The sequence below is a fragment of the Novosphingobium sp. MBES04 genome (assembly GCF_000813185.1).
GTDB classification, from domain to species: domain Bacteria; phylum Pseudomonadota; class Alphaproteobacteria; order Sphingomonadales; family Sphingomonadaceae; genus Novosphingobium; species Novosphingobium decolorationis.
Genome location: NZ_DF850489.1, coordinates 1784854 through 1806903 on the forward strand (window position 1 = coordinate 1784854; position 22050 = coordinate 1806903).

Genomic DNA, 22050 nt, shown 5'->3' on the forward strand with positions numbered 1-22050 from the left:
CTGTCAGGACCGGGCACCAGTGTCTGTATGGCCAAGTCCGACCCCACTTCTGCCACGCCGCCATCCGAAACCGGAGACACGGGTGAGGCCGCCGCGCCCACCCATCTCACCGTGGCGGAACTGGCCGGTCTCGCGGGCGTCTCGGCCCAGACAATCCGGCGCTTCTTCAAGGACCCAACCTTGCTGGGCACGCGCATGCGCACACGTGTCGCGGCCGTGCTGGGCGAAATCGGGCTCGCAGGTCCGCAGCAGGAAGAGAGAGCCGTCCAGGCACCTGAGCCGGAGCCGGAGCCGGAGCCAGAGCCAGAGCCAGAGCCAGAGCCAGAGCCAGAGCCAGAGCCAGAGCCAGAGCCAGAGCCAGAGCCAGAGCCAGAGCCAGAGCCAGCCGAAGCGCCGCCCAACGTGGCGGTCAAGGACGATGACCCGCATTTATCGGACGCGCCGCCATCCGCCCCGCCTCCCGCCGAGCTGGACGAACCCACCCCGCGTCCCCCGGTAAAGGATCCCGCGCCGGATATCCTGCCCGCACCAGACACCATGGCGGACGACGGGCGCCTCACCATCAACGACATTGCCCGGCTCGCCAGCGTCTCGACCAAGACGGTCAGCCGCTATCTCAACGACAGCCCGCTCCTCAGCGATACGATGCGCGCCCGCGTGCGCCGCGTGATCGAGGAGACAGGCTTTGTCCCCAACGCGCAGGCGCGCGCGCTGGCGCTGCGGCGCAACTTTCTCCTCGCGCTGGTCCACACCGGGGACGAGCGTGCCCGCGTCGAGCAGGTGGAGGACGGGATGCTCGCCGCCATGGCCGGAGGCGAACTTGCGCTTCTCATCCAGCCACTCGAAGGCCCCGCCAGCCGCCGCCCGGCGCAGCTCCACACATTCCTGACCCGGCACAACCCGAGCGGCGTCGTCCTGCTCCCTCCCCTGGCAGAAGACGACAGGATCATAGAGGCCTGCAGGCACGCGGGAACACCCTGCATTCGCCTCGGCCCCACGCCCGATGGCGCAGGGCTTTGCAGCGCGGACCGGGCCGCGATGGCGCAGGCTGTCGCCTGGCTTGTCGGACTTGGTCATAGCCGCATCGGGCTGGTCGCTGGCCCCGAAGGCGCACGTCTCGCCCAGGCACGCGAACTGGGCTATCTCGATGCCATGGCCGACCACGGCCTCGACCGGGGCGCGGCCCTGATCGAGCCGGGCGACAACTCCTTCACCTCGGGGCTCGCGGCGGGCCGGGTGCTCCTCGAAGTCAGCCCGCGCCCCAGCGCCATCATCGCCTGCAACGATGCCATGGCCGCCGGGATTCTTCACGCGGCCGCCGAAGCGCGGATCACGGTTCCCGATGACCTCTCCGTGATCGGCTTCGATGACACCCCTCTCGCCCAGATGACCTGTCCGCCGCTCACCTCGATGCAGATCCCGTGGGCGGCACTCGGCGCAGAGGCTGTTCGCCGCCTGCAGGATGACCCACGTCAGGTCACGGACGATGCCGCGCCCCCACATTTCGGTGCCCGCCTCATCGAACGCGGATCGGTGGCCCCTCGCAAGGGGGCGCAGGAGGACAGCCGGGCCTCGCTTTCCGCAACCTGAGTGCGCCTTACCGTCCAATTTTTACCGTTTGTTGCTGCAATTGAAACGGGCCGTTCGCACCCTAGATTCAAGGGCACGAAGTTTCACGAAACACAAGGAGTTGATGAAGCCGTGAACGGTTTGAAGACAGTCATGCTGCTGTCGGCGCTGACCGCGCTTTTCATGGGGCTGGGCTACCTCTTCGGGGGAGCCGGCGGCGCCATGCTGGCGCTGCTCGTGGCCGCGGGCATGAACCTGTTCACCTTCTGGAACGCGGACCGCATCGTCCTTCGCATGCACAACGCGCGCGAGGTCGACGCCAGCAGCGCGCCGCAGTTCTACCGCATGATCGAGCGGCTCGCCCGCAACGCCGAACTCCCGATGCCGCGCGTCTACATCGTGGACACCCCTGCCCCCAACGCCTTTGCCACCGGCCGCAATCCCCAGAACGCGGCCGTCGCGGCGACCACCGGCCTTCTCGACATGCTGGACGACGACGAAGTCGCCGCCGTCATGGCCCATGAACTGGGCCACGTGCGCAACCGCGACACGCTCATCATGACGATGGTTGCCACGATTGCAGGCGCCATCTCGATGCTGGCCAATTTCGGCCTGTTCTTCGGGCATGGCGGTGGTGGGGGCGAGGATCGGCCCAACCCGGTCGCGGCGATTGCCGCCGTGTTCATGGCCCCTTTCGCCGCGATGATCGTGCAGATGGCGATCAGCCGCACCCGCGAGTACGGGGCCGACAAGGCTGGCGCGGAGATCTGCGGCGACCCGCAGGCGCTCGCCTCGGCGCTCTCCAAGATCGCCGGGCCGGCCGCGCACACCCGAAACCCCGCCGTGGAGCGCAACCCGGCGACGGCGCAGCTCTATATCGTGCCCTCCAGTGTTTCAGATCTCTTCTCCACCCACCCCGCCACGGAAAAACGCATCGCAGCATTGATGGCGATGGAGGGCGGGAGCCGGATCGTGCGCCACGCTTCGGGCGAACACCTTGAGGCGCCGTCGCGAAATTCGGCGCCCACCTCGACGAACACGGCGGGAAGCCGGCCTTCGGTTCCCTCGTCGCGCAAGAGCTCACCCGGGCGCTCCGCGCTCGATCCCAACCGCAGGCCCTGACCGCACTCTTCTCCCTGCCCCTGCGCCCTGTTGATCGCTTGCCAAACTCTCACCTTGGCAAGCTCGCCCCGCAGACTAGAAATCGGACGTCCAGCGCCTTCGCCGCGCGGGGCCAGGTTTTCTCGGCCACGCGGGTACCTGATGGCGCCCACATCGCCATGAGGGTACGCGTGAAGGATGAAGTCCGCGTCAGCCTTTTTGACGCCGCAACGCGTGCGCCCCTTCCCTCCTTCGCGGAGGGCAAGGATCCGGATGTCGATTGGCGGCACCGGGCCGGAAAGGATCGCCTGCTCGTCTCGCTCAGCCAATCCGTTCCCTTTTACGATACCTATAACGCAAGCGATGTTCTCCATGGCGATCCGGACAGGCGGTTCCTGCTGATGAGCCGCCTCGCCACCGCCTACCACGCCCCTTGGTCCTGCGTTTCGAGGACGTATCTCCGGCCAACCAGATCGCCCGGCTGACCCGGCCCATCCTCGTTTCCCATGGCAAGAAAGAAGGATGGCCGTGCCCCCTACAGCCAGTTCTACCTGCTCAAGAAGGCCGCCAAACAGGCGACCATCGCGATGCAGAGGCTGATCTTCGAGGATGAAGGCCACGGTTTCTCAGAAGCCCAGAACGAGGCCAGCTGGTACGAAACGCTCGGCGCGTTCCTCGTCAGGCACAACCCGGCGGACAAGCCTTCGCAAAGGCTCGCCCGCGCGCGTTGAAAAAGCTCAGTTCTCGCCCGTGATGCCGTGGCGTTCGAGGAAGTCGAAGATCGTGTTCCAGACATGAACGCTGATCTTGGGACCACCGACCGAGTGGGTGTGGCCGGGGTAGAACATCATCTCGAAGGGCTTCGCCTCGTTCTGGAGCTTTGCGGCCAGCGCGGTCGAGTTCTCGAAGACGACGTTGTCATCGGCCATGCCGTGGATCAGCAGCAGCGGATCGGCGATCTTGGGCGCGTCCTCGATGGCGGCTGACGCGGCGTAGGCCTCGGGTACCTGGCGCGGATCGCCCATGTAGCGTTCGGTATAGTGGGTGTCGTAAAGCTCCCACTTGGTCACCGGCGCGCCGGAGATACCGGCGGCGTAGAGCCCCTGGTCGGCTTCGAGCATCTTGAGCGTCATGTAGCCGCCATAGGACCAGCCGTAGGTCACGATCTTGTCGGGATCGACGAAATCGAGCGTCTTGAGATACTGCGCGCCTGCCTTCTGGTCGGCCACCTCGACGGTGCCCATGGCCTCGCGGATCTGCTTTTCGAACTCCACGCCGCGATGCGCGCTGCCCCGGTTGTCGAGGCGGAAGTAGATGAAGCCCTTGTCGACGATGGCCTGTGGGCGCGCGCCCAGCCAGTCCTTCGACACGGTCTGGACGTGCGGGCCGCCGTAGTGCTCGAAGAACACCGGGTAGGTCTTGCCCGGCTTCAGTTCGGGCGTGATCATCATCCAGTGCAGGTCCGAACCGTCCTCGGCCTTCACCGTCCCGAAGCTGGGCTCGCGGTGGCTGGCGAGATAGGGCGTATAGGGGTGCTCGGCGTCGAGCTTGTTCTCTTCCACCCAGGCGAGACGCGCGCCGGTGCCGTCCGCGATATAGCTCTGCGTCGGCTGATCGGGCGAGGACCGCGAGATGACCAGCGTCGAGGCGTCCTGGCTGGCGACCGCCGAATTGGCCCATTCCAGCTCGGTCAGGCGCTCGGGCGCGCCGGGATTTTCGAGGTCAATCGCATAGACCTGGGACGCCAGTACATCGTCGCGCGTGCCGGTGAAAATGACGCGGCCCTTGGCCTCGTCCACGCCGACAAGGCTGGAGACTTCCCAGTTCCCGCTGGTGAGCGCCGTCCAGGCCCCGTCCTTGAAGCGGTAGAGGTGGCCAAAGCCGCTGCGCTCGGACCACCAGACAAGGCTGCCGTCCTTGAGGAAGCGGTAACTGTCGGACAGGTTGGTCCAGCCTCCCTCTGCCGCAGTCTCGGTGAAGAGCACCTGCGAGGCGCCGGTCGCGGGGTCGACCGCCAGCATGTCGAGCCGGTCCTGCGCGCGGTTCTGGCGCTGGACGTAGAGCGTCTTGCCATCGCGCGACCAGTTGACGCGCGCGATGTAGATGTCCGGGTCCGCGCCCAGGTCCACCTCGACGCGGCCCGAACCATCGGGCTTCATCACATGGAGCGAGACGAGCACGTTCGGGGTACCCGCTGCGGGATAGCGCTGCGCGTAAATCTTGGTGCCTTCGGCGCCAATGGCGGCACGCTGGACCACGCCCACCGGGGCCTCGTCGTAACGCTCGACCGCGATGTGCGCCTCGTCGGGCGCCCACCAATAGCCAGTAAGGCGCGCCATTTCCTCCTGGGCGACGAACTCGGCCTCGCCCCAGTGGACCGTCTCGGATGTCTCTTGCGGCGTCACCGCCTTCTGCCCGCGGCCCGTCTTGCCCACAAGGAGGCGGCCGTCGCGGACATAGGAGACATAAGTGCCCGAGGGGCTCAGCGCGGGGTTCAGTTCATCGCCCTCATCATCGGTCAGGCGAGTAACCTTGCCATCGAGCCCGGCGAGAAAGAGGTCGCCATCGAGTGGCACGAGCAGCGAGGCCGAATCCTCGTTCCAGGCGTAGTCGACGATCCCCTTGAGGTCGCCGATGCGCTGGCGTTCGCGCTGCATCTTCTCGGCTTCGCTGAGCTCGCGGCCGGTCCCCAGCGACAGCGAATCGACCAGCATGCGCCATTCGCCGCCCTTGCGGTCATAGCCCCACAGGTCATAGCGCTCGCGGTCATCCGGGCGGTTGCGCAGCAACGTCAGGTACCGGCCATGGGGCGAAATGCGCACCTGGCGCGGGCTCGGGCCATTGAGCGCGGGGCTGGCAAAGACACGCGTGAAATCGAGCGTGGCAGCGGAAGTCGGATCGGGCATGGACGTCTTTCCGGCGGTATCCGCCTTGGCGAAGGACAGGGTCGGCAGGGCAACCGGCAGGGCGGCAACAAGGCCGGCCATCAGCAGATGTCGTGTTTTCATGGCAAGGGGGATAGCAGACTGGTCGGGCGATGCCAGATGCCCGCGCGCCTCAATCCGCAGCGGTCAGCGCCGCCACCAGGTCCTTGACCTTCTTCTGGCGCCATTGCGGGCGCGGGGCGAGCAGCCAGTAGGCCCGCCGACAGGGCTTGGCCTTGGCTTCCAGTTCCTGCGCGCTCCAGTTGGCAAGGCCTTGCGCCAAAAGCGCGGGCACGCGCACGCGGCCCATGCCCGCGTTCGCCGCGGCCACCGCCTGTCCGGCATCGCTCACGATGATCGGGGGCTTGTTCTCTTCGCTGTCCTCGCCCTGGCCGCAAGGATCGGGATCGCCCGGCCAGCCGATCCAGTCGCCCTCGCCGATCTCGACCCAGTCCGCGGCGCCCAGCTGCACCCCTTCCAGATCGCCGGGACCATCGGTCCAGCGCACGGCGAGATCGAGATTGGCCTCGGTGAAATCGGTCATCTCGCCATCGACAAGCGCATAGCGCACCTGCGGGTTGGCCTTGCGGAACGCGGCAAGGCGCGGCGCAAGCCAGGCCGCGAAGAATTCGCGCGGAGCGGCAATGGTGTAGACAAGGCTCGACTGGCCCGCCTGCATCGACTGCACCGCGTCCTCGAACTGGAGAAACCCGCTGCGCAGCGCGGCAAGCCCCGCACCCGCCTCATCGGTGAGCTCCAGTCCCTTGCTGGTGCGGCGGAACAGGACAACGCCCAGAACATCCTCGAGCGCGCGGATCTGCTGGCCGACGGCCGCAGGCGTCACCGCCAGTTCGTCCGCCGCGCGGGTGAAGGAGAGGTGTCGGGCCGCCGCGTCGAAAACGCGCAGGGCATTCAAGGGCAGGTGCGAACGCTTCATGGCGCTTTTCTAGGCCCGCGCGCGGCTACGGGCAAGCCGCTCCGCACCGCTTTGGCCTTCCTGTAACGTGCGGAAAAATCAGCCTGCCGTCGCGGGTGCGGCGAGCGGGAAGAAGGGGATCTGTGTCTGCAGCTCCGAACCATCGTCGCAGCGGAAGATGTAGTGGCCTTCCATGCTGCCCTGGGGCGTGGGCAGAGGGCACCCGGACACATAGTCGTGCGAGGCACCGGGCGCGAGGACCGGCTGTTCGCCAACAACCCCGTCGCCATCCACCACACTGACTTCGCCATTGCCATCGGTGATGCGCCAGTGGCGGCTCATCAGCTTGATGGTGCCTTCCGTCCCGTTCTCGATACGGATATGGTACACCCAGAACCATTTGCCCGCTTCGATCCGCGATTGCTCAGGAAGGAAGTTCACCGCGACGCGAACCGTCACGCCTTCGGAAATGGCGGCATGCTGAAACAGTTCTTTCATGGGTATAGAGTAGCGACAAAAGCCCGCCGGGACAACCTTGTTACCCACGTTCCGAACCCTTGTGCACGCTAGTCGAGTTCGGCCGCCCGGCATTCGAGTTGCCAGCAGAAACCGGCGATATCGTACGAGGTCACAACGTCTGCACTGAGTTTGACCCGCGGCACGTCAACGATGATGCGCGTGCCAAAGCCCTTGTGCTGCGGCGCCTCTACCGCCGGCCCGCCCCGCTCGCACCAGCGGATGCGGAAGATCGCATCGTCCTCTTCGCCCGTGGATGCCGGTTCGCGCGTCCAGGAGATGGTCACCCGTCCGCCCGGGTCGGAGAGCGCGCCGTACTTGAGCGCGTTCGTACCCATCTCGTGCAGCGCCATGGCAAGCGCCTCGGCCGCGCCCGGCGAGAGCATGACGTCCGGCCCCTCGCACGAAACCTGCGCGCGCTGCTCACCGAGCGAGCGCAACTGCGCCTCGATCATCTCCATCACCGGGATGTCCGACCAGGCCCGGCGCACGAGCACGTCCTGGTTGGCGGCCAGCCCGCGGATGCGCTGCTCCAGGCGTTCGATGAAATCGGGGCGGCTGGCATCGCTGCGCCGCGCCAGCGACTGGATGATCGCCAGCATGTTCTTCGAGCGGTGGTTGACCTCCTGAAGGAGCAGTTCGATGCGCTGTTCGGCATCGCGCATCTCGGTCACGTCGGTGTTGGTGCCGAACCAGAACACGATCGCCCCATCCGCGTCCCGGATAGGCTTGGCGCGGGAAAGGAACCAGCGCCATTCCCCTTTGGCCGAGCGCAGGGGAAAGGTGTCTTCCCAGTCCGCGCCAGAGCGGTAGCAGGCGCTGATCCGCGCGACCACGCCCTCGACGTAGTCCGGGTGGTGCACATTCCTCCAGCCCCAGCCCCGCATCTCATCCAGGGTCGTTCCGGTGTAGTCGAACCAGCGCTTGTTGTACCAGAAGATTACCCCCTCGCTGTCCGCGATCCAGGCCAACTGGCTCATGTTGTCGGCCAGAAGCCGGAAGCGCTGCTCGCTCTCGGCAAGCTGACGCTGGGTAGCCTTCTGGCCCGAAATGTCGCGCGCGATCTTGCTGGCCGCGACGACCTTCCCTTCGCGGTCGAGCAACGGCGAGACGGTCACCGCGACATCGACAAGACTGCCGTCCTTGCGCAGGCGCACGGTCTCGAAGGTCGGCATGCGCAGGCCCTGCCGGATCCGCGCGATGATCGCATCCTCCTCGTCCTGCCGGTCCTCGGGGATCAGCGTGCGGATGTTGCGCCCGACGATCTCATCATGCGGCCAGCCGAAAACCCGCTCGGCGGCCGCATTCCAGCTGAGGATCGTGCCGTCGAGCGTCTTGCCGACAATGGCATCGTCGCTCGACTCCACGATGGCGGCAAGAAGCGCCGCCGGGTCGGTTCCGTGGGCGAGCGTGCTCAGAGCCCCGCCCGGTTCAGCGCCTGGTCGATGTCCTCGATCAGATCGTCGATGTCTTCGAGGCCGACGTTGAAGCGCAGCATGCCTTCCGAGATGCCCATCGCCTCACGGCCCTCAGGCCCCATGTTGTGGTGGGTGGTCGAGGCCGGATGGCACATCAGCGACCGCGCATCGCCGATGTTGTTCGAGATGTCGACCAGTTCGAGTGCATCGAGAAGCGCGTGCGCCTTCTCGCGCCCGCCTTCGACTTCGAAGGCGAAAATCGGGCCGCAGGCGTCCATCTGCTTTTGCGCCAGGTCCTTCTGCGGGTGGCTGTCGAGCCAGGGGTGCAGCACACGCTTGACGCGGCCTTCGATGAACTGGCCCATCTTGAGCGCGTTCTCGCTCTGACGCTTGGCGCGAAGGTCCAGCGTTTCCAGGCCGTGCATCACCACCCAGGCGTTGAAGGGCGAAAGGTTGGGCCCGGTGTTGCGCTGGAAGGGCAGCAGCTTGTCGTTGATGAATTCTTCCGAGCCACATACCGCACCGGCGAGGACCCGGCCCTGCCCGTCCATCATCTTGGTTGCCGAATAGGCCACCACGTCGATGCCGTATTCGAGCGGACGCTGCAGCACCGGCGTGCAGAAGGCGTTGTCGACGACGGTGGTGATACCGTGCGCCTTGGCGATCTCGGCGATGGCGGCGAGATCCGCCACGTCCATTGTCGGGTTCGCCGGGGTCTCGAAGAAGAAGACCTTGGTGTTGGGGCGGATCGCCTCTTCCCAGGCCTTGGTGTCGCGCGCGTCGACGACGGTCACGTCGATGCCGAAGCGCGGCAGCAGGCTGTCACCCAGCCAGCGGCACGAACCGAAGGCGGCGCGCGCGGACACCATGTGATCGCCAGCCGAAAGCTGGCACAGGAGCGCCGTGGTCATGGCCGACATGCCCGAGGCCTGGGTGCGGCACGCCTCGGCCCCTTCCATGAGCGCGATGCGTTCTTCCAGCATCTGTACGGTCGGGTTCTGCAGGCGCGAGTAGGTCATGCCGTCGTCCTCGCCCATGAAGCGGGCGGCGGCGGTGCCGGCGTTGTCGTAGCTGTACCCCGATGTCAGGAACAGCGCCTCGCTGGTTTCGCCCATTTCGGAGCGCCAGGTGCCTCCGCGAATGGCCTTGGTTGCGGGGCGCCAGAGGCGGGTCTTGCTGCGGTCCTGTCCAGTCGTGCGTTTCATGGTGCAACGCTCTAGGAGGCCAGACGAGTCGGCGCAAGCGACTGCAATGCAACACGCACGCGCTTGCGCGCGCCCCGGCCAGCGCCTATCCCGCTCAACCGATGCCGCTCAACACCCGTCCCGACCGCGATCCCCTGCTGTGGTGCACCGCGATCACCTTCGCATTCCTGGCGCTGCTGCTCTGGCGCATCACCTTCCCCGTCGAGTTCTACTTCGACGAGATCCATTACGTGCCCGCCGCGCGCAAGCTGCTGGACCTGGTACCCGCGAACCGCGAACACCCCATGTTCGGCAAGGAAGTGATCGCAGGCTTCATCTGGCTGCTGGGCGACACCCCGCTGACCTGGCGGTTGGGGCCGGTGCTGACAGGTGCACTGGGTCTGTTCGGTTTCGGGCGCTTCTTGTGGCATGTCTCGCACAAGCGCCGCGCGACGATCCTGGGCATGGTCCTTCTTGCGACCAACTTCATGTGGTTCGTACAGAGCCGCATTGCCATGCTCGACATGATCGAGGCGGGACTTTGCATGGTGGGCCTGTGGCAATTCGCCGCCGCGCTCAGAGCTTCGAGTACAAGGAGCGCGCGTGCCCACCTGCTCGCCGCCGGACTGGCCATGGGGCTTTCGCTCGGTGCCAAATGGTCGAGCGCGCCTGCCCTGATGGTCCCGGGCCTTGCCTTTCTCGCCCTGCGGCTTGCCGAAGGCGGCCCCTTCTTCTGGGGGCGCAAGGGCGGTGCGGGCACGATCCCGGGGATCTCGCTCCTCGAGGCGGCCTTGTGGCTCGGACTCTTCCCGCTCGCCATCTACTGGCTGACCTACCTGCCTGCGATGTTCTACGCAGACCGGCCGATCTGGTTCACCGGCTTCATCGAGCAGCACGAGTACATGATCCGCCTGCAGGACAGCGTGAAGAAGCCCCACCCCTACCGCTCGTACTGGTACATGTGGGCCACCGACTGGCGCGATATCTGGTACCTTTTCAAGGTGATCGAGGGATCGCAGCGCGGTATCGTGATGCTGGGCAACCCGCTTTCGATGCTGACGGGGCTTGGCGCGCTGGTCTGGGGCCTGTGGGCGGTCCTGTTCCGGCGCCGCTGGGACGTGGCGCTGCTCCTTGCGCTCTACACGCTGTGCCTCGGCGTCTGGGCGATCAACGGCAAGCCGGTGCAGTTCTACTACCACTACCTGCTGCCGGGCGCCTTCCTGATGGGCATTCTGGCCTTTGCGCTCGAACCGCTGCTGGCCCGGCGCGACCGCTGGCGCTGGCTGGGCGTTGGCATTCCAGCTCTCTCGGTGCTGCTGTTCCTGGGCTTCTTCCCGATCCTCTCGGGACTGCCCTTGCCGACGCGCCAGTTCTACAATGTCTGGATGTGGCTGCCGAGCTGGCGCTGAGGCTGCCGGGGGCTCACGCGGAGCCCCTGCGGTTGCCGGATCAGTACTTGCCCCAGACAAACTTGGACGACAGCGCGAAGTTCCACACAGCGCCCAGGATAATGCCGACAAGAACGGCCACGAAATCGTGGAAGCCGATGGACTTGAGCACAGCCGCCGCGCCGACGTTGGTAAGCAGGCCGAGCGAGCAGGTCAGCGCGAACTGGGCCCAGCCGCGCAGCAGCGCACTGAAACCGCGCAGGCGCTTGTCGGAATAGGTCAATTCGTTGTTGAGGACGAAGTTGAACGTCATCGCAACCACGGCCGCCAGCGTGTTGGCGGTGTTGAAAACCGCGCTCTCCGACCAGTTGCCGTAGACGAAGCGCTCCCCGAAGACGACGTGGAGGAGCACCCAGAGCGCCGCGAACTGGACGATGACGCCCAGAGCGCCGACAGTCCCGAACAGCGCGAAACGCGTCGGGATGATCCGGCCAAGCCACTTGTCGTAGAGGCCTACGAGAAATTCGAACACTACGGTCTGGTCCAGTTTGCTTTCGCCCTCGGCGCGGGCCGCGAAGTTGAGCGGAAATTCCTTGACGCGCAAGGGCGTTTCGGAGGTCGCCAGGATGTCGAGCAGGATCTTGAAGCCCACGCCCGAGAGGCGGTGCGCATCGGCGCGCAGGAATGCGGTGGGCAGCATGAAGAAGCCGCTCATCGGGTCGGTCAGTTCGACACCTGTCACCTTGTTGGCGATGCGGTTGGCAAGCCCGGAGACCTTCACGCGGTCGGGGCGGCCCCAGGCCTCGGTGCTCGCCCCTTCGGCAAAGCGCGAGGCGTAGGCCAGATCGTAGTCGCCGCCCTTGAGCGCGGCGAGCATACCCACAAGCAGCGCGGGATCGTGCTGGTGATCCGCGTCCATCACCGCGACGTAAGGCGCAGAGGTGGAGCACATGCCCTCGATCGCTGCACTGGCAAGGCCGCGCCGCCCGATGCGCTGGATGCAGCGCACCCTGGGATCGGTCTGCGCGATCATGCGGACCTCGTCGGAGGTGCCGTCCGGGCTGTTGTCATCGACATAGATGACTTCCCAGGCGATGCCCTGAAGCTCGCGGTCGATCCGCTCCACCATCGTCGCGATGTTACGACGCTCGTTATAGGTGGGCAGGACAATCGCGAGTTCGAGCGGCCGTGTGGCGACAGCTGCATCGGACGGGGCGGACATGTGCGAGACGGTATCGTTCATGGAAACGGGGCTGAAATCGGAGGAGGACAAGGGAAAACCGCAGCCTTACAGGTGCGCGAGAACCGCGTCACCGATTTCCACGGTGCCGGCCGTTCCGCCCAGGTCCCCACCCTTGATGCCCTCGGCAAGCGCGGCGGCCACCGCGTCCTCGATGCGCACCGCCTCGGCCTCCAGGCCGAAGGAGTGGCGCAGCATCATGGCGGCGGAAAGGATCGTCGCCATCGGATTGGCCAGGCCCTTGCCCGCGATGTCGGGCGCCGAACCGTGGATCGGCTCGTAAAGGCCGAAGCTGCCCTCCGCGAGGCTGGCCGAAGCCAGAAGGCCAATCGAGCCCACGCACATGCTCGCCTGGTCGGAAAGAATGTCGCCGAACAGGTTGCCGGTCACGACCACGTCGAACTGGCCGGGGTTCTTCACGAGCTGCATCGCCGCGTTATCGACGTACATGTGGGTGAGTTCGACCTCGGGGTAGTCCTTGGACACCTCGATCACGACGTCGCGCCACAGCTGCGAGGTTTCGAGAACATTCGCCTTGTCGACCGAGCACAGCTTCTTGCCGCGGGTCATCGCGGCCTTGAAACCAGCATGCGCGATGCGGCGCACCTCGTCCTCGGCGTAGGACATCATGTCCCAGCCCTGACGGCGGCCGTCTTCGAGCGTGCGCATGCCCTTTTCGCCGAAGTAGACGTCGCCGTTAAGCTCACGCACGATCAGGAGGTCGATTTCCTGCGCGACTTCCGGGCGCAGCGAGGTCAGACCCTCGAGCCCCTTGAACACGCGCGCCGGGCGCAGGTTGGCGAACAGGCCCAGCTCCTTGCGCAGGCCGAGAACTGCCTGCTCGGGGCGCAGGTGGCGCTCAAGGTGGTCGAGATCGAAGTCGCCGACCGCGCCGAACAGGATGGCATCGGCCGAACGGGCGATCTCCAGCGTGGCTTCGGGAAGCGGGTGGCCATGCTTGCGGTAGGCCGCGCCGCCGACGTCGCCCTCCACCAGTTCGAGGTCCGGCAGGCCCAGCTTCTCGAGAACGCGCACGGCCTCACCCGTGACTTCCGGACCGATCCCGTCGCCTGCAAAAACCGCGATGCGCATGCCTGTTTCCCTAGCTGCTGTCTTAGTCAGAAATTCGCCCCAGCCGCTCGCGCAGCTGGGTGCGGGCCGCCATAACGTCTTTGCGCCGTTCGGCAAGCGGATAGCGATCCAGTTCGCGCCCGATCCTGTCGAAAGTCCGCAGAATCGCGTCCCAGTCCCGGTCATCCGGACGCGGCACGGGCACGCCGTAGCCCAGTTCGCGCAGCAGCAGGACCTCGTAGGAGAGGAGCGGCAGCGCCCATCCGCGCGCGGACGGTGCCACACAGATCGCCTCGAGCAGACCACCCAGCGCCTGATGGAGCGCGGGGTAGGCATGCCGCTCGGGCAGGCTCGCGGCGGTGAGCGAGGTCAGCCAGGAAAAGGCTGCGGCGGGCAAGGGCTCGGACAGCCAGGGGCCGCGCGAGCGCACGAGTTCGACACGCGCGAAGGGCAGCTGCCCTTCCGAACGCGCACGGATATCAACGGCAACGATGTTTCCGGGAATGAGCACGGGCCGCAAGGTGCGGCCTCGCGCTCCGGCAACATAGGCCGCGACGACGCCCTCTTCGTGGGTCAGGAAGCGAACGATGGCCGCCGCCTCGCCGTGCGAGCGCACGGCGCAGACGATCGCCTCGGTACGCAGCTCCATCATGACACGCACCCACGCGTCATGCGCGAGAGGTCCCGCATCCCGAGCCCGGCACCGCCTCGATTCCTTCGGGTGTCACCCCGCGAGGGATCAGCCGTTGCGCAGCTGCTTGGCTTCGATCTCGTCAAGACGGGCCTTGAGGGCTTCGCATTCCGCGCGGGCGGTCGCGGCCATTTCCTTGACCGCCTCGAATTCCTCGCGGCTCACGAAGTCCATGTCGCCCATGAACTCCTTGGCGCGCTCGCGCATGTTGTCACGCGCTTCGCGGGTCATGCCGGCAAACGTGCCGGCAGCGCTGTTCATCATCTTGACGAAATCGGCGACGAAAGGGTTTTCGCTTTGCATGGAAGCCTAAATGGTACAGCCCGCCCCCCTGCGCAAGAGGGTTCGATGGCGTTGGTGGAGGAGAATCGCGCGCTCGCCGAGAAGATCACGGCAAAGGCCCGCCCAGCTCAGATCTCGTAGCGGATCTCAGCGCCCGAGGGCGCCTTGCCGTCAAGGTCGCGATTGATCTGGAGGAAGGCGTAGTTGAGGTACGTCGCGAAGAGAATCCAGGCGAGATAGGGCACAAGCAGCAGCCCCGCCTTGACGCGGATGCGCCAGAACAGCGCGATCGTGACGAGCACGAGGACATCGAGCACGGCGATGACCACCAGCGCGCCCGTGATGCGGTGCATCCCGAAGAAGACCGGCGACCAGGCGAGATTGACCAGGAACTGGAGCGCGAAGATGCCGCAGGCCAGGCCACGCCCGGCTGCTCCGCGCGCGGCCAGGATCAGCGCGAGGGCAAAGCCCATCATGGCATAAAGGATGGTCCAGACGATCCCGAAGGCGGCGGGCGGCGGATAGACGGCGGGCTTGGCCAGTGCGGCGAACCAGACGTTCTGCGGCCCGCTCTGCGCGAGCGCTCCTGAAAGGAACCCGCACAGCACGAGCGCGGGAACACAGACCAGCGACCAGCGCAGGAAACTCGCGCGCAACTGACCGGAAGAGGCAAGCAGATTCATACCCGGATCATCTCTCAAAACGGGGAGCCGTCACAGCCGCCCAACCCTAACCGATGGTTCGTATTACGTTACTTGCGGGAATCTGGCGCACAAGGAAAGCCCCGCGCCGCTCAGGCCCCGCGCGCGATCTCGCCTGCGACCTCGCATCCGCGCGCCGCCGAGACGAGGAATTCGACATTGCCTTCGGGCCCCGTGATCGGGCTTTCGACGATACCCTGGATGGTCCAGCCGCCCTCTTCCAGCCAGAGGCGCACTTCCTCGCAGACACGCGCATGGAGCGCGGGATCGCGCACGACGCCGCCCTTGCCCACCTCGCCGCGCCCGACCTCGAACTGCGGTTGATGAGCGCGACGAGGCGGCAATCCGGTCCGGCCAGGTTCAGGGGCACTTCCAGCACCTTGGCAAGGCCGATGAAACTCGCATCGCAGACCACCCAGTTGCAGCCTTGCGTGATGTGCTCGCCTGTCAGGATGCGGGCGCTGGTCTGCTCCAGCACCGTGACGCGCGGGTCCTGGCGCAGCTTCCAGGCGAGCTGGTTGGTGCCCGAATCGACCGCAAAGACGTGGCTCGCGCCCTTGGTGAGGAGCACGTCCGTAAAGCCCCCCGTGGAGGAGCCGACATCGATCGCCACCGCACCCGCCGGATCGAGCCCGAAGTGCTCGATGGCATGGGCAAGCTTGATCCCCCCACGCGAAACCCAGGGGTGGTCGCGTCCGCGCACTTCAAGCGGCGCGTCGGCCTTGAGCGTTTGCCCCGCCTTGGCGATCTTGGTTTCCCCGGAAAAAAACGTGCCCCGCCATGATCAGCGCCTGCGCACGCGTGCGGCTCTCGGCAAGGCCACGGTCGACAAGCATCTGGTCAACGCGCGCCTTCCCTGTGGATTTGCCATGCGGCTTCGCCCCTTTACCCCGGTTTTCCGGGGCACAGGACTTTTCGGTGGATGGAGACTGGGACGCGTCGGACATGGGGCACTGCACACTTGAGAAGAGGCGCTCGTCATTCCATACCGGGCGCATGAAGGCAAATCCGCGCGGTCGCGCTCTCCCCGTCCGTCTCGTTTCGGCACCGGCTCTCGCCCTGACCCTGTTTGCGGCTGGCTGCATTCCCGCGCCGCCAGCCTCGACGCCCACGCCCAGCGCCTCGCGCCCGGCACAGCCGCAGGTGCAGCCGACGGCGACACCCGCGCCCCGTCCGCTGCCCGAGCCTGCAAACTGGCGCGATGCGCCCGTAACGCCAGGCACCTGGAGCTGGGCGCAAAGCGGCCCCCGCTCGGTCGCCGATTTCGGAGGCAGTCTGTTCACGATGCGCTGTGACACGCGCAATGCCACCGTGACCCTTGAACGCCGCGCACAGGGTGCGGCGGGCCGTGTCACCATGGGCATCACCACGATGCAGGACACGCACACCGTCACGGCCGAGGCCCGCCAGGGCTACTATGTCGCGACCCTGCCCGCGCGCAGCCCGATCCTCGACGACATGGCCTTCACCCGTGGCCGATTTGCGCTTTCCACGCAGGGCCAGCCCACGCTCTACATCCCGAGCTGGACCGAAGTGTCGCGCGTGATCGAGGATTGCCGCTGACAGCACCTGCCAGGCGGGGCTGGCCGCATACGGGACACGCCTCGCCGAACCGCCTGTGCGATATGGGTAACACGAGCACCTTGCAGGTCGGATGCGGGGCGCTGGACACAGCCCCGGCTACCGCGAAAAACCGGCAGAAACGCGGACTTTTCAGCTGGGGAAAACTTCAGCGAAGGCATGATAATGCCGCGAAAAAACTTGAATTCAAGTCTTGTGGTGCGTTGCGGAATAAGACACATTTTCCCTCAGGACGACGGAACCCGAGGAAGCCCTCCTCGGAGCTACCGAAGTCCAGTCGCTCTCGGGCGGCGAACCCTATGGCTCAACAGCGCGAAAGGAGGTGATCCGATGTCTCATGGTTCAGCATGGAGGTCGGCAATTTCCGTCGCGAGGCATTATCGCTGATTTCAGATACGCGATAAAGGTACTCGCTGGCGGCACTTCCGGCCGCTGACCATGTGAAAGGCCGTACCGGCGCTCCCGGTGCGGCCTTTCTCATTTCTGGCCATCCGGCGCGCGAAAGCGGCAAACCCGCGTTCTACACAATCGTGCAAGGCTGCATGCGTGCAGCGCAAGAGCGCCTCTACCCTCATCGGCGCAAGCCCCCGAATTTGCGCGCTTTCAGCAGGACACTTGCCTCCAACGCACCGCGTGCTACACCTGAAACCATACGTATCAATATTACTTTACGGTTGCGTACGGCGTAATTTTCATACACCTGCGCCTTCGCAACCCCAAGACAGAGGACTGAGTTTTCATGGCGAGTCCCGCCGAAGCCGCGCTGACGTTTTCCCTTGAGCCCAACCCCGCCCCCGCCAGCGACGCGACGCGCGCGGCGGTATTGGCCAATCCGGGCTTCGGCACGCACTTCACCGACCACATGGTCACGATCGACTGGAGCGAAGGCACCGGCTGGCACGATGCCAAGGTTTCGGCCTACGCGCCCATCCCGCTCGATCCGGCCGCTGCGGTTCTGCACTACGCCCAGGAAATCTTTGAGGGGCTCAAGGCCTACAAGCAGGCCGACGGCTCGATCTCGCTGTTCCGTCCCGACGCCAATGCAGAGCGCTTCAACCAGTCCGCCACGCGCCTGGCCATGCCCACGCTGCCCGAGAGCCTCTTCATCGAGGCGATCGAGAAGCTGGTCGAGCTCGACAAGGCCTGGATCCCGGACGCCGAGGGAGCCTCGCTCTACCTGCGCCCCTTCATGATCGCGACCGAGGCGTTCCTGGGCGTGCGCCCGGCCAAGACCTACAAGTTCATCCTCATCGCCAGCCCGGCGGGCAACTACTTCAAGTCAGGTGCTCCGGCCGTCTCGATTTGGGTCTCGGACCACACCCGCGCGGCTCCGGGCGGCACGGGTGCGGCCAAGTGCGGCGGCAACTACGCAGCCAGCCTCGTCCCCCAGGGCGAAGCCCTTGCACGCGGCCACGACCAGGTCGTCTTCCTCGACGCTGCCGAGCACAAGTGGATCGAGGAACTGGGCGGCATGAACCTGTTCTACGTGTTCGATGACGGCACGATCCTCACCCCCGCGCTGACCGGCACGATCCTGCCCGGCATTACCCGCCGCAGCCTCATCGCACTGCTGCGCGAAGAGGGCCTGACCGTGAACGAGGGCCGCTACAGCCTCGATCAATGGCGCGAGGATGCGACCAGCGGCAAGCTCGTCGAAACCTTCGCCTGCGGCACGGCGGCTGTCGTCACTGCGGTCGGCAAGGTCGCGGGCAATGACGGCGAATTCACCATCGGTTCGGGCGGCCCCGGCCAGCTGACCGAGAAGGTCAAAGCCCGCCTTGTCGCGATCCAGCGCGGCCAGGCCGAGGACACCCACGGCTGGGTTCGCAAGATCGCCTGATCACGCGAACTCCTGACCCGAACGAAGAACCCGGCTAGCCCCGCGCTCGCCGGGTTTTTTCGTGCATAGCGCGCAGGCCCCTCTTGCTCCGCTGCGCGCACGTGCCATCTCGGGAGCGAAATTCCCTCCTGAAGACGAGAGCGCCATGACCGACACCGCCCCCTACCCCATCGGCACCCCCGGCACGCCCTGGGGCGCGCGTGAGGTCGAGGCCTGGCGGGCCACGCAGGCCGCCCAGCGCCGCTACGGACAGGACGTCGAGCCGCGCATCCTCGCGCTGGCCGACCGCTTCACGCTTCAGGAGTACGGCACGCTCGACTACGCGGGCGAGCGCTTCACGCTCTACGCGCTCTCGAATGACCCGATCGACACCAGCTTGCCCACCGCCCTCGTCACGGGCGGCGTCCATGGCTACGAGACGAGCGGCGTGATGGGCGCACTCGAATTCCTCGAAACACGCGCGGCAGACTATGCGGGCCGGGTCAACCTGCTCGTCGCGCCTTGCGTCAGCCCCTGGGCCTACGAGCGGATCAACCGCTGGAATTACGACGCCATCGACCCCAACCGCAATTTCACCGCCGACAGCCCGGCGGGCGAATGCCGCGCGCTGGTCGCCCTCGTCGCCGCCCAGGAGGTACCCTTCCTGCTCCACATTGACCTGCACGAGACCACCGACAGCGACGAGGAGGAGTTCCGCCCTGCCCTCGCCGCGCGTGATGGCAAGGACTACGATCCCGACACCATCCCCGACGGCTTCTACCTCGTCGACGATGCCGACAACCGCCAGCCCGCCTTCTGCGAGGCGATTATCGAAGCGGTCGAAAAGGTCACCCACATCGCGCCCGCCGACCCGCAGGGCAACATCATCGGCTCACCCGTCGTGCAGAAGGGCGTGATCGAATACCCGCAAGGCAAGTACGGCATGTGCGCGGCCATCACGGGCGCACGCTTCACGACCACGACCGAGGTCTATCCCGACAGCCCGAGCGCGACACCCGAGGAATGCAACGCCGCGCAGGTCGCCGCCGTGTGCGCCGCTCTCGACTACGCGCTCAGCGCCTGACAGGGCCCGTTCAAAGACCCGCCGCCGCCATTTCGCGGCGCGCGGCGGCGAGTTGCGCCTGAAAGACGGGATCGGACTGAACGCGTGCGAATGTCGCGGCCGCGACCACGCGTCCGCCCACCGTGTCGCTCATCCAGTGGACACGGCAGATCACGCGGCTGAAGCCGAAGTCGTAGCCGCGCTGAAGCACCGCGTCGGCACGGCTCGGCACCAGTTCGGCCAGCACCAGCGCCATCATCCAGCCCGCCGTGGTGTGACCGGACGGATAGGACCCGTCGTGGCGCAGGGTTTCCTCCTCCTCGGGCGTACACGATCCGCCACCATTTTCGGCGAAGGGGCGCACGCGCTGGTAGTGGTTCTTCGCCTTGTAACTGGCGAGCCCCGCGTCGGCCATCGCCCGGCGCAGAAGCATCTCGGTATGGGGCTTGCTCCCGTCCGACAGCGAGGTGCCGACAAGCGGCTCGAAGGAACTGACGATGGCCGGCCAGTTGAGGTCGGCATCGGAGGTCGCCAGCGCAAAGCGTTCAGACGATGCCCCCTTGGCCGCTTCCCAGGCGGCTTGGTCCGCGGCCTTGGCGGCGCTCCCCGCCGCTGGCGGCGGAGGCAGGAGGGCCAGGCTGTCGGGCAGCTGTGACATCTCCAGATAGCCCTTGGGAAGCGGGATCTCGGGCGAAATCACACCGACTTCTGCCACCGTAACCGGGGGCAGCTCGGCGGAACGCGTGTCGCTCGTCGCCGTGCTCGTGCATCCCGCCAGCACAAGCAGGCATCCTCCTGCGAAAATTCCCAGTGTGCCCGTGCTCTGCATATGCTCCATCCCTTCGCAGCGTATTGATCGCATAGCCCATTCTATCGGCGCGCGACGGTGTCCGGCATCGGGGTTAACCCTCGGACGTGAAAGCACGAAGACGCCGCGATGGAGCGCCTGCCGCTCCCCGAACATTGGCACCTGCACCTCTTGTTGCGCCCCTCGTCGGCATCTACCTAGCGCGTTCTCCCTCTCCCGGCGCCTGCAACAAGGAGCTCAGCGCACATGGCCGACACCACCTACACGCCCCCCAAGGTCTGGACCCACGACGCCGAGAACGGAGGCACCTGGGCCAGCATCAACCGCCCCACCGCCGGCGCGCGCGAAGAGAAGGAGCTGCCCCGCGGCGAGCATCCCTTCCAGCTCTATTCGCTGGGCACGCCCAACGGCCAGAAGGTCACCATCCTATTCGAGGAACTGCTGGCGGCTGGCGTCAGCGAGGCCGAGTACGACGCCTGGCTCGTGAACATCGGCGAAGGCACGCAGTTCACCTCGGGCTTTGTCGAGATCAACCCCAATTCCAAGATCCCTGCCCTGCTCGATTGCTCGGGCGAGACGCCGGTGCGGGTCTTCGAATCGGGTGCAATCCTGTTCCACCTCGCCGAGAAGTTCGGGATGTTCCTGCCCAAGGACGGCGCCGCGCGCACCGAGTGCATGTCCTGGCTGATGTGGCAGATGTCGACCGCGCCCATCATCGGCGGCGGCTTTGGGCACTTCTACGCCTACGCGCCTGAAAAGTTCGAGTATCCGATCAACCGCTTCGCGATGGAAACCAAGCGCATCATGGACGTCGCCGACAAGCGCCTCGCCGAGACGCGCTATCTGGCGGGCGATGACTACACCATCGCCGACATCGCGGCCTATGGCTGGCTTGGCGGTTTCGTGCGCGGCGAATCCTACACCGACGCGGCAACCTTCCTCAGCGTCCACGAATACACCAACCTCATGCGCTGGGGCGAGGAACTGGGCGAGCGCACGGGCGTGAAGCGCGGCCTCGTCGTCAACCGCGACGCACCGGGCAAGATCAAGGAGCGCCACAGCGCGGCCGACATCGACGCCGTCCTCGGCGCCTGACCGCTTTTCCCCGGCGCGGGGAAGGTCCGATGCGAAAAGGGCCTTTTCAGCGCCGGGATAAGCCGCTAAGCGCGCAGTCCCATCGCGGTGCACGCAGCGTGCCACCCGATCCTGCTGGGGCGTAGCCAAGCGGTAAGGCAGCGGTTTTTGGTACCGCCATGCGCAGGTTCGAATCCTGCCGCCCCAGCCATTCTCAAATCTCACCACCTCTCAAGCCGTCCAAGGGCGGCGCTCGGAGATGGCGGAATTCTGCCATTTTCTTAGCCCTTCGCGTCCCTCTACGTCCCGGGAGGGGGCCTTGCAACTCGGCCCCTAGTTGGTCAATTTGTTGGTACGAAATCACCCATTTCCAACACCGGAACGCGTCTCAGGATTCGAACCTGTGACTTCGGGGGGAGTTACCAACAATGCTCACCAACATTGCGATCAAGGCCTTCAAGCCAAGGGACAAGACCTACAAGCGCTCCGACGCAGCCGGGCTCTACATCGCGGTCAATCCAACCGGCTCGAAAATCTGGTATCTGGCCTACCGTTTCGGCGACAAGCAGAAGACGATCTCGGCCGGTCCTTATCCGAAGGTTTCGCTTCTGGCCGCCCGTGCCTGGCGCGACGAGATGAAGAAGCTGCTGGAGTTGGGCCTCGATCCATCGGAAGAGCGCCGCCACTAGCAGCGCGAAGCCAAG

The 22050-nt window shown here is 66.0% G+C and carries 21 protein-coding genes, 1 tRNA gene and 1 pseudogene; 11 read left to right on the forward strand and 12 right to left on the reverse strand.

The window, feature by feature from the left end; genetic code table 11:
- The first annotated feature begins 27 nt into the window (after positions 1–27).
- The 4 genes from MBENS4_RS21810 to MBENS4_RS21825 all read left to right on the forward strand — a co-directional run bounded on the left by MBENS4_RS21810 (position 28) and on the right by MBENS4_RS21825 (position 3401).
- A complete protein-coding gene (locus tag MBENS4_RS21810) occupies positions 28–1590 on the forward strand; it encodes a substrate-binding domain-containing protein (RefSeq protein WP_199904439.1) in 1563 nt (520 codons plus the stop codon).
- 111 nt (positions 1591–1701) lie between these two features.
- A complete protein-coding gene (gene htpX, locus MBENS4_RS21815; RefSeq protein ID WP_052322608.1) occupies positions 1702–2691 on the forward strand; it encodes a zinc metalloprotease HtpX in 990 nt (329 codons plus the stop codon).
- 170 nt (positions 2692–2861) lie between these two features.
- Positions 2862–3155: a hypothetical protein gene (locus MBENS4_RS21820; RefSeq protein WP_039394755.1), complete on the forward strand. Its 294-nt coding sequence runs from the start codon at positions 2862–2864 to the stop codon at positions 3153–3155.
- A gap of 21 nt (positions 3156–3176) precedes the next feature.
- Positions 3177–3401 carry a prolyl oligopeptidase family serine peptidase gene (locus MBENS4_RS21825; protein ID WP_039394758.1) on the forward strand — a complete coding sequence of 75 codons (225 nt, stop codon included), beginning with the start codon at positions 3177–3179 and terminating at the stop codon, positions 3399–3401.
- Positions 3402–3407: 6 nt separating this feature from the next.
- On the opposite strand, the gene MBENS4_RS21830 is transcribed toward MBENS4_RS21825, so the two are convergent.
- The 5 genes from MBENS4_RS21830 to metZ all read right to left on the reverse strand — a co-directional run bounded on the left by MBENS4_RS21830 (position 3408) and on the right by metZ (position 9649).
- Complete coding sequence (locus tag MBENS4_RS21830) at positions 3408–5657, reverse strand: S9 family peptidase (protein ID WP_242405047.1); 2250 nt, start codon at positions 5655–5657, stop codon at positions 3408–3410.
- Positions 5658–5727: 70 nt separating this feature from the next.
- Entirely contained in the window at positions 5728–6531 is an 804-nt protein-coding gene (locus MBENS4_RS21835) for a LysR family transcriptional regulator (protein ID WP_039394763.1), read from the reverse strand.
- A gap of 78 nt (positions 6532–6609) precedes the next feature.
- A complete protein-coding gene (apaG, locus tag MBENS4_RS21840) occupies positions 6610–7008 on the reverse strand; it encodes a Co2+/Mg2+ efflux protein ApaG (protein ID WP_039394765.1) in 399 nt (132 codons plus the stop codon).
- A gap of 68 nt (positions 7009–7076) precedes the next feature.
- Positions 7077–8444: a PAS domain S-box protein gene (locus MBENS4_RS21845; RefSeq protein WP_255352695.1), complete on the reverse strand. Its 1368-nt coding sequence runs from the start codon at positions 8442–8444 to the stop codon at positions 7077–7079.
- Positions 8441–9649 carry an O-succinylhomoserine sulfhydrylase gene (metZ, locus tag MBENS4_RS21850; RefSeq protein WP_039394771.1) on the reverse strand — a complete coding sequence of 403 codons (1209 nt, stop codon included), beginning with the start codon at positions 9647–9649 and terminating at the stop codon, positions 8441–8443. The genes MBENS4_RS21845 and metZ overlap by 4 nt, the downstream gene beginning before the upstream one ends.
- A 101-nt stretch (positions 9650–9750) precedes the next feature.
- Here metZ and MBENS4_RS21855 point away from each other — a divergent pair, with 101 nt between their 5' ends.
- A complete protein-coding gene (locus MBENS4_RS21855; protein WP_039394774.1) occupies positions 9751–11037 on the forward strand; it encodes a phospholipid carrier-dependent glycosyltransferase in 1287 nt (428 codons plus the stop codon).
- Positions 11038–11077: 40 nt separating this feature from the next.
- Here the strand turns inward: MBENS4_RS21855 and MBENS4_RS21860 are convergent, their stop codons facing one another.
- The 6 genes and pseudogenes from MBENS4_RS21860 to MBENS4_RS21885 all read right to left on the reverse strand — a co-directional run bounded on the left by MBENS4_RS21860 (position 11078) and on the right by MBENS4_RS21885 (position 15837).
- The gene (locus MBENS4_RS21860; RefSeq protein ID WP_039395862.1) at positions 11078–12259 is read right to left on the reverse strand and encodes a glycosyltransferase; all 1182 of its coding nucleotides are present in this window, start codon (positions 12257–12259) and stop codon (positions 11078–11080) included.
- A gap of 45 nt (positions 12260–12304) precedes the next feature.
- A complete protein-coding gene (leuB, locus tag MBENS4_RS21865) occupies positions 12305–13348 on the reverse strand; it encodes a 3-isopropylmalate dehydrogenase (protein WP_039394777.1) in 1044 nt (347 codons plus the stop codon).
- A 22-nt stretch (positions 13349–13370) separates the two neighbouring features.
- Positions 13371–13976, reverse strand: a complete 606-nt coding sequence (gene recO, locus MBENS4_RS21870) for a DNA repair protein RecO (protein WP_039395864.1) — start codon at positions 13974–13976, stop codon at positions 13371–13373.
- A gap of 90 nt (positions 13977–14066) precedes the next feature.
- Positions 14067–14321 carry an accessory factor UbiK family protein gene (locus tag MBENS4_RS21875; protein ID WP_039394780.1) on the reverse strand — a complete coding sequence of 85 codons (255 nt, stop codon included), beginning with the start codon at positions 14319–14321 and terminating at the stop codon, positions 14067–14069.
- A 107-nt stretch (positions 14322–14428) separates the two neighbouring features.
- Positions 14429–14983 (reverse strand): TspO/MBR family protein, encoded by a 555-nt coding sequence (locus MBENS4_RS21880; RefSeq protein WP_039394783.1) that lies wholly within the window; start codon positions 14981–14983, stop codon positions 14429–14431.
- A gap of 110 nt (positions 14984–15093) precedes the next feature.
- Positions 15094–15837 (reverse strand): annotated as a pseudogene (locus MBENS4_RS21885) (TlyA family RNA methyltransferase).
- An 82-nt stretch (positions 15838–15919) separates the two neighbouring features.
- On the opposite strand from MBENS4_RS21885, the gene MBENS4_RS21890 reads away from it, so the two are divergent.
- The 3 genes from MBENS4_RS21890 to MBENS4_RS21900 all read left to right on the forward strand — a co-directional run bounded on the left by MBENS4_RS21890 (position 15920) and on the right by MBENS4_RS21900 (position 19485).
- Positions 15920–16564, forward strand: a complete 645-nt coding sequence (locus tag MBENS4_RS21890) for a hypothetical protein (protein ID WP_199904460.1) — start codon at positions 15920–15922, stop codon at positions 16562–16564.
- Positions 16565–17321: 757 nt separating this feature from the next.
- Positions 17322–18422 (forward strand): branched-chain amino acid aminotransferase, encoded by a 1101-nt coding sequence (locus tag MBENS4_RS21895; protein WP_039394789.1) that lies wholly within the window; start codon positions 17322–17324, stop codon positions 18420–18422.
- 145 nt (positions 18423–18567) lie between these two features.
- Positions 18568–19485 (forward strand): M14 family metallopeptidase, encoded by a 918-nt coding sequence (locus MBENS4_RS21900; protein WP_039394792.1) that lies wholly within the window; start codon positions 18568–18570, stop codon positions 19483–19485.
- Positions 19486–19495: 10 nt separating this feature from the next.
- On the opposite strand, the gene MBENS4_RS21905 is transcribed toward MBENS4_RS21900, so the two are convergent.
- Entirely contained in the window at positions 19496–20293 is a 798-nt protein-coding gene (locus tag MBENS4_RS21905; protein ID WP_052322609.1) for an acid phosphatase, read from the reverse strand.
- A gap of 225 nt (positions 20294–20518) precedes the next feature.
- On the opposite strand from MBENS4_RS21905, the gene yghU reads away from it, so the two are divergent.
- The 3 genes from yghU to MBENS4_RS24435 all read left to right on the forward strand — a co-directional run bounded on the left by yghU (position 20519) and on the right by MBENS4_RS24435 (position 22035).
- Positions 20519–21367 (forward strand): glutathione-dependent disulfide-bond oxidoreductase, encoded by an 849-nt coding sequence (gene yghU, locus MBENS4_RS21910; RefSeq protein WP_039394795.1) that lies wholly within the window; start codon positions 20519–20521, stop codon positions 21365–21367.
- A 115-nt stretch (positions 21368–21482) separates the two neighbouring features.
- Positions 21483–21557 (forward strand) — tRNA-Gln (locus tag MBENS4_RS21915).
- Positions 21558–21774: 217 nt separating this feature from the next.
- Positions 21775–22035 carry an Arm DNA-binding domain-containing protein gene (locus MBENS4_RS24435; protein WP_052322610.1) on the forward strand — a complete coding sequence of 87 codons (261 nt, stop codon included), beginning with the start codon at positions 21775–21777 and terminating at the stop codon, positions 22033–22035.
- The last annotated feature ends 15 nt before the right edge of the window (positions 22036–22050 follow it).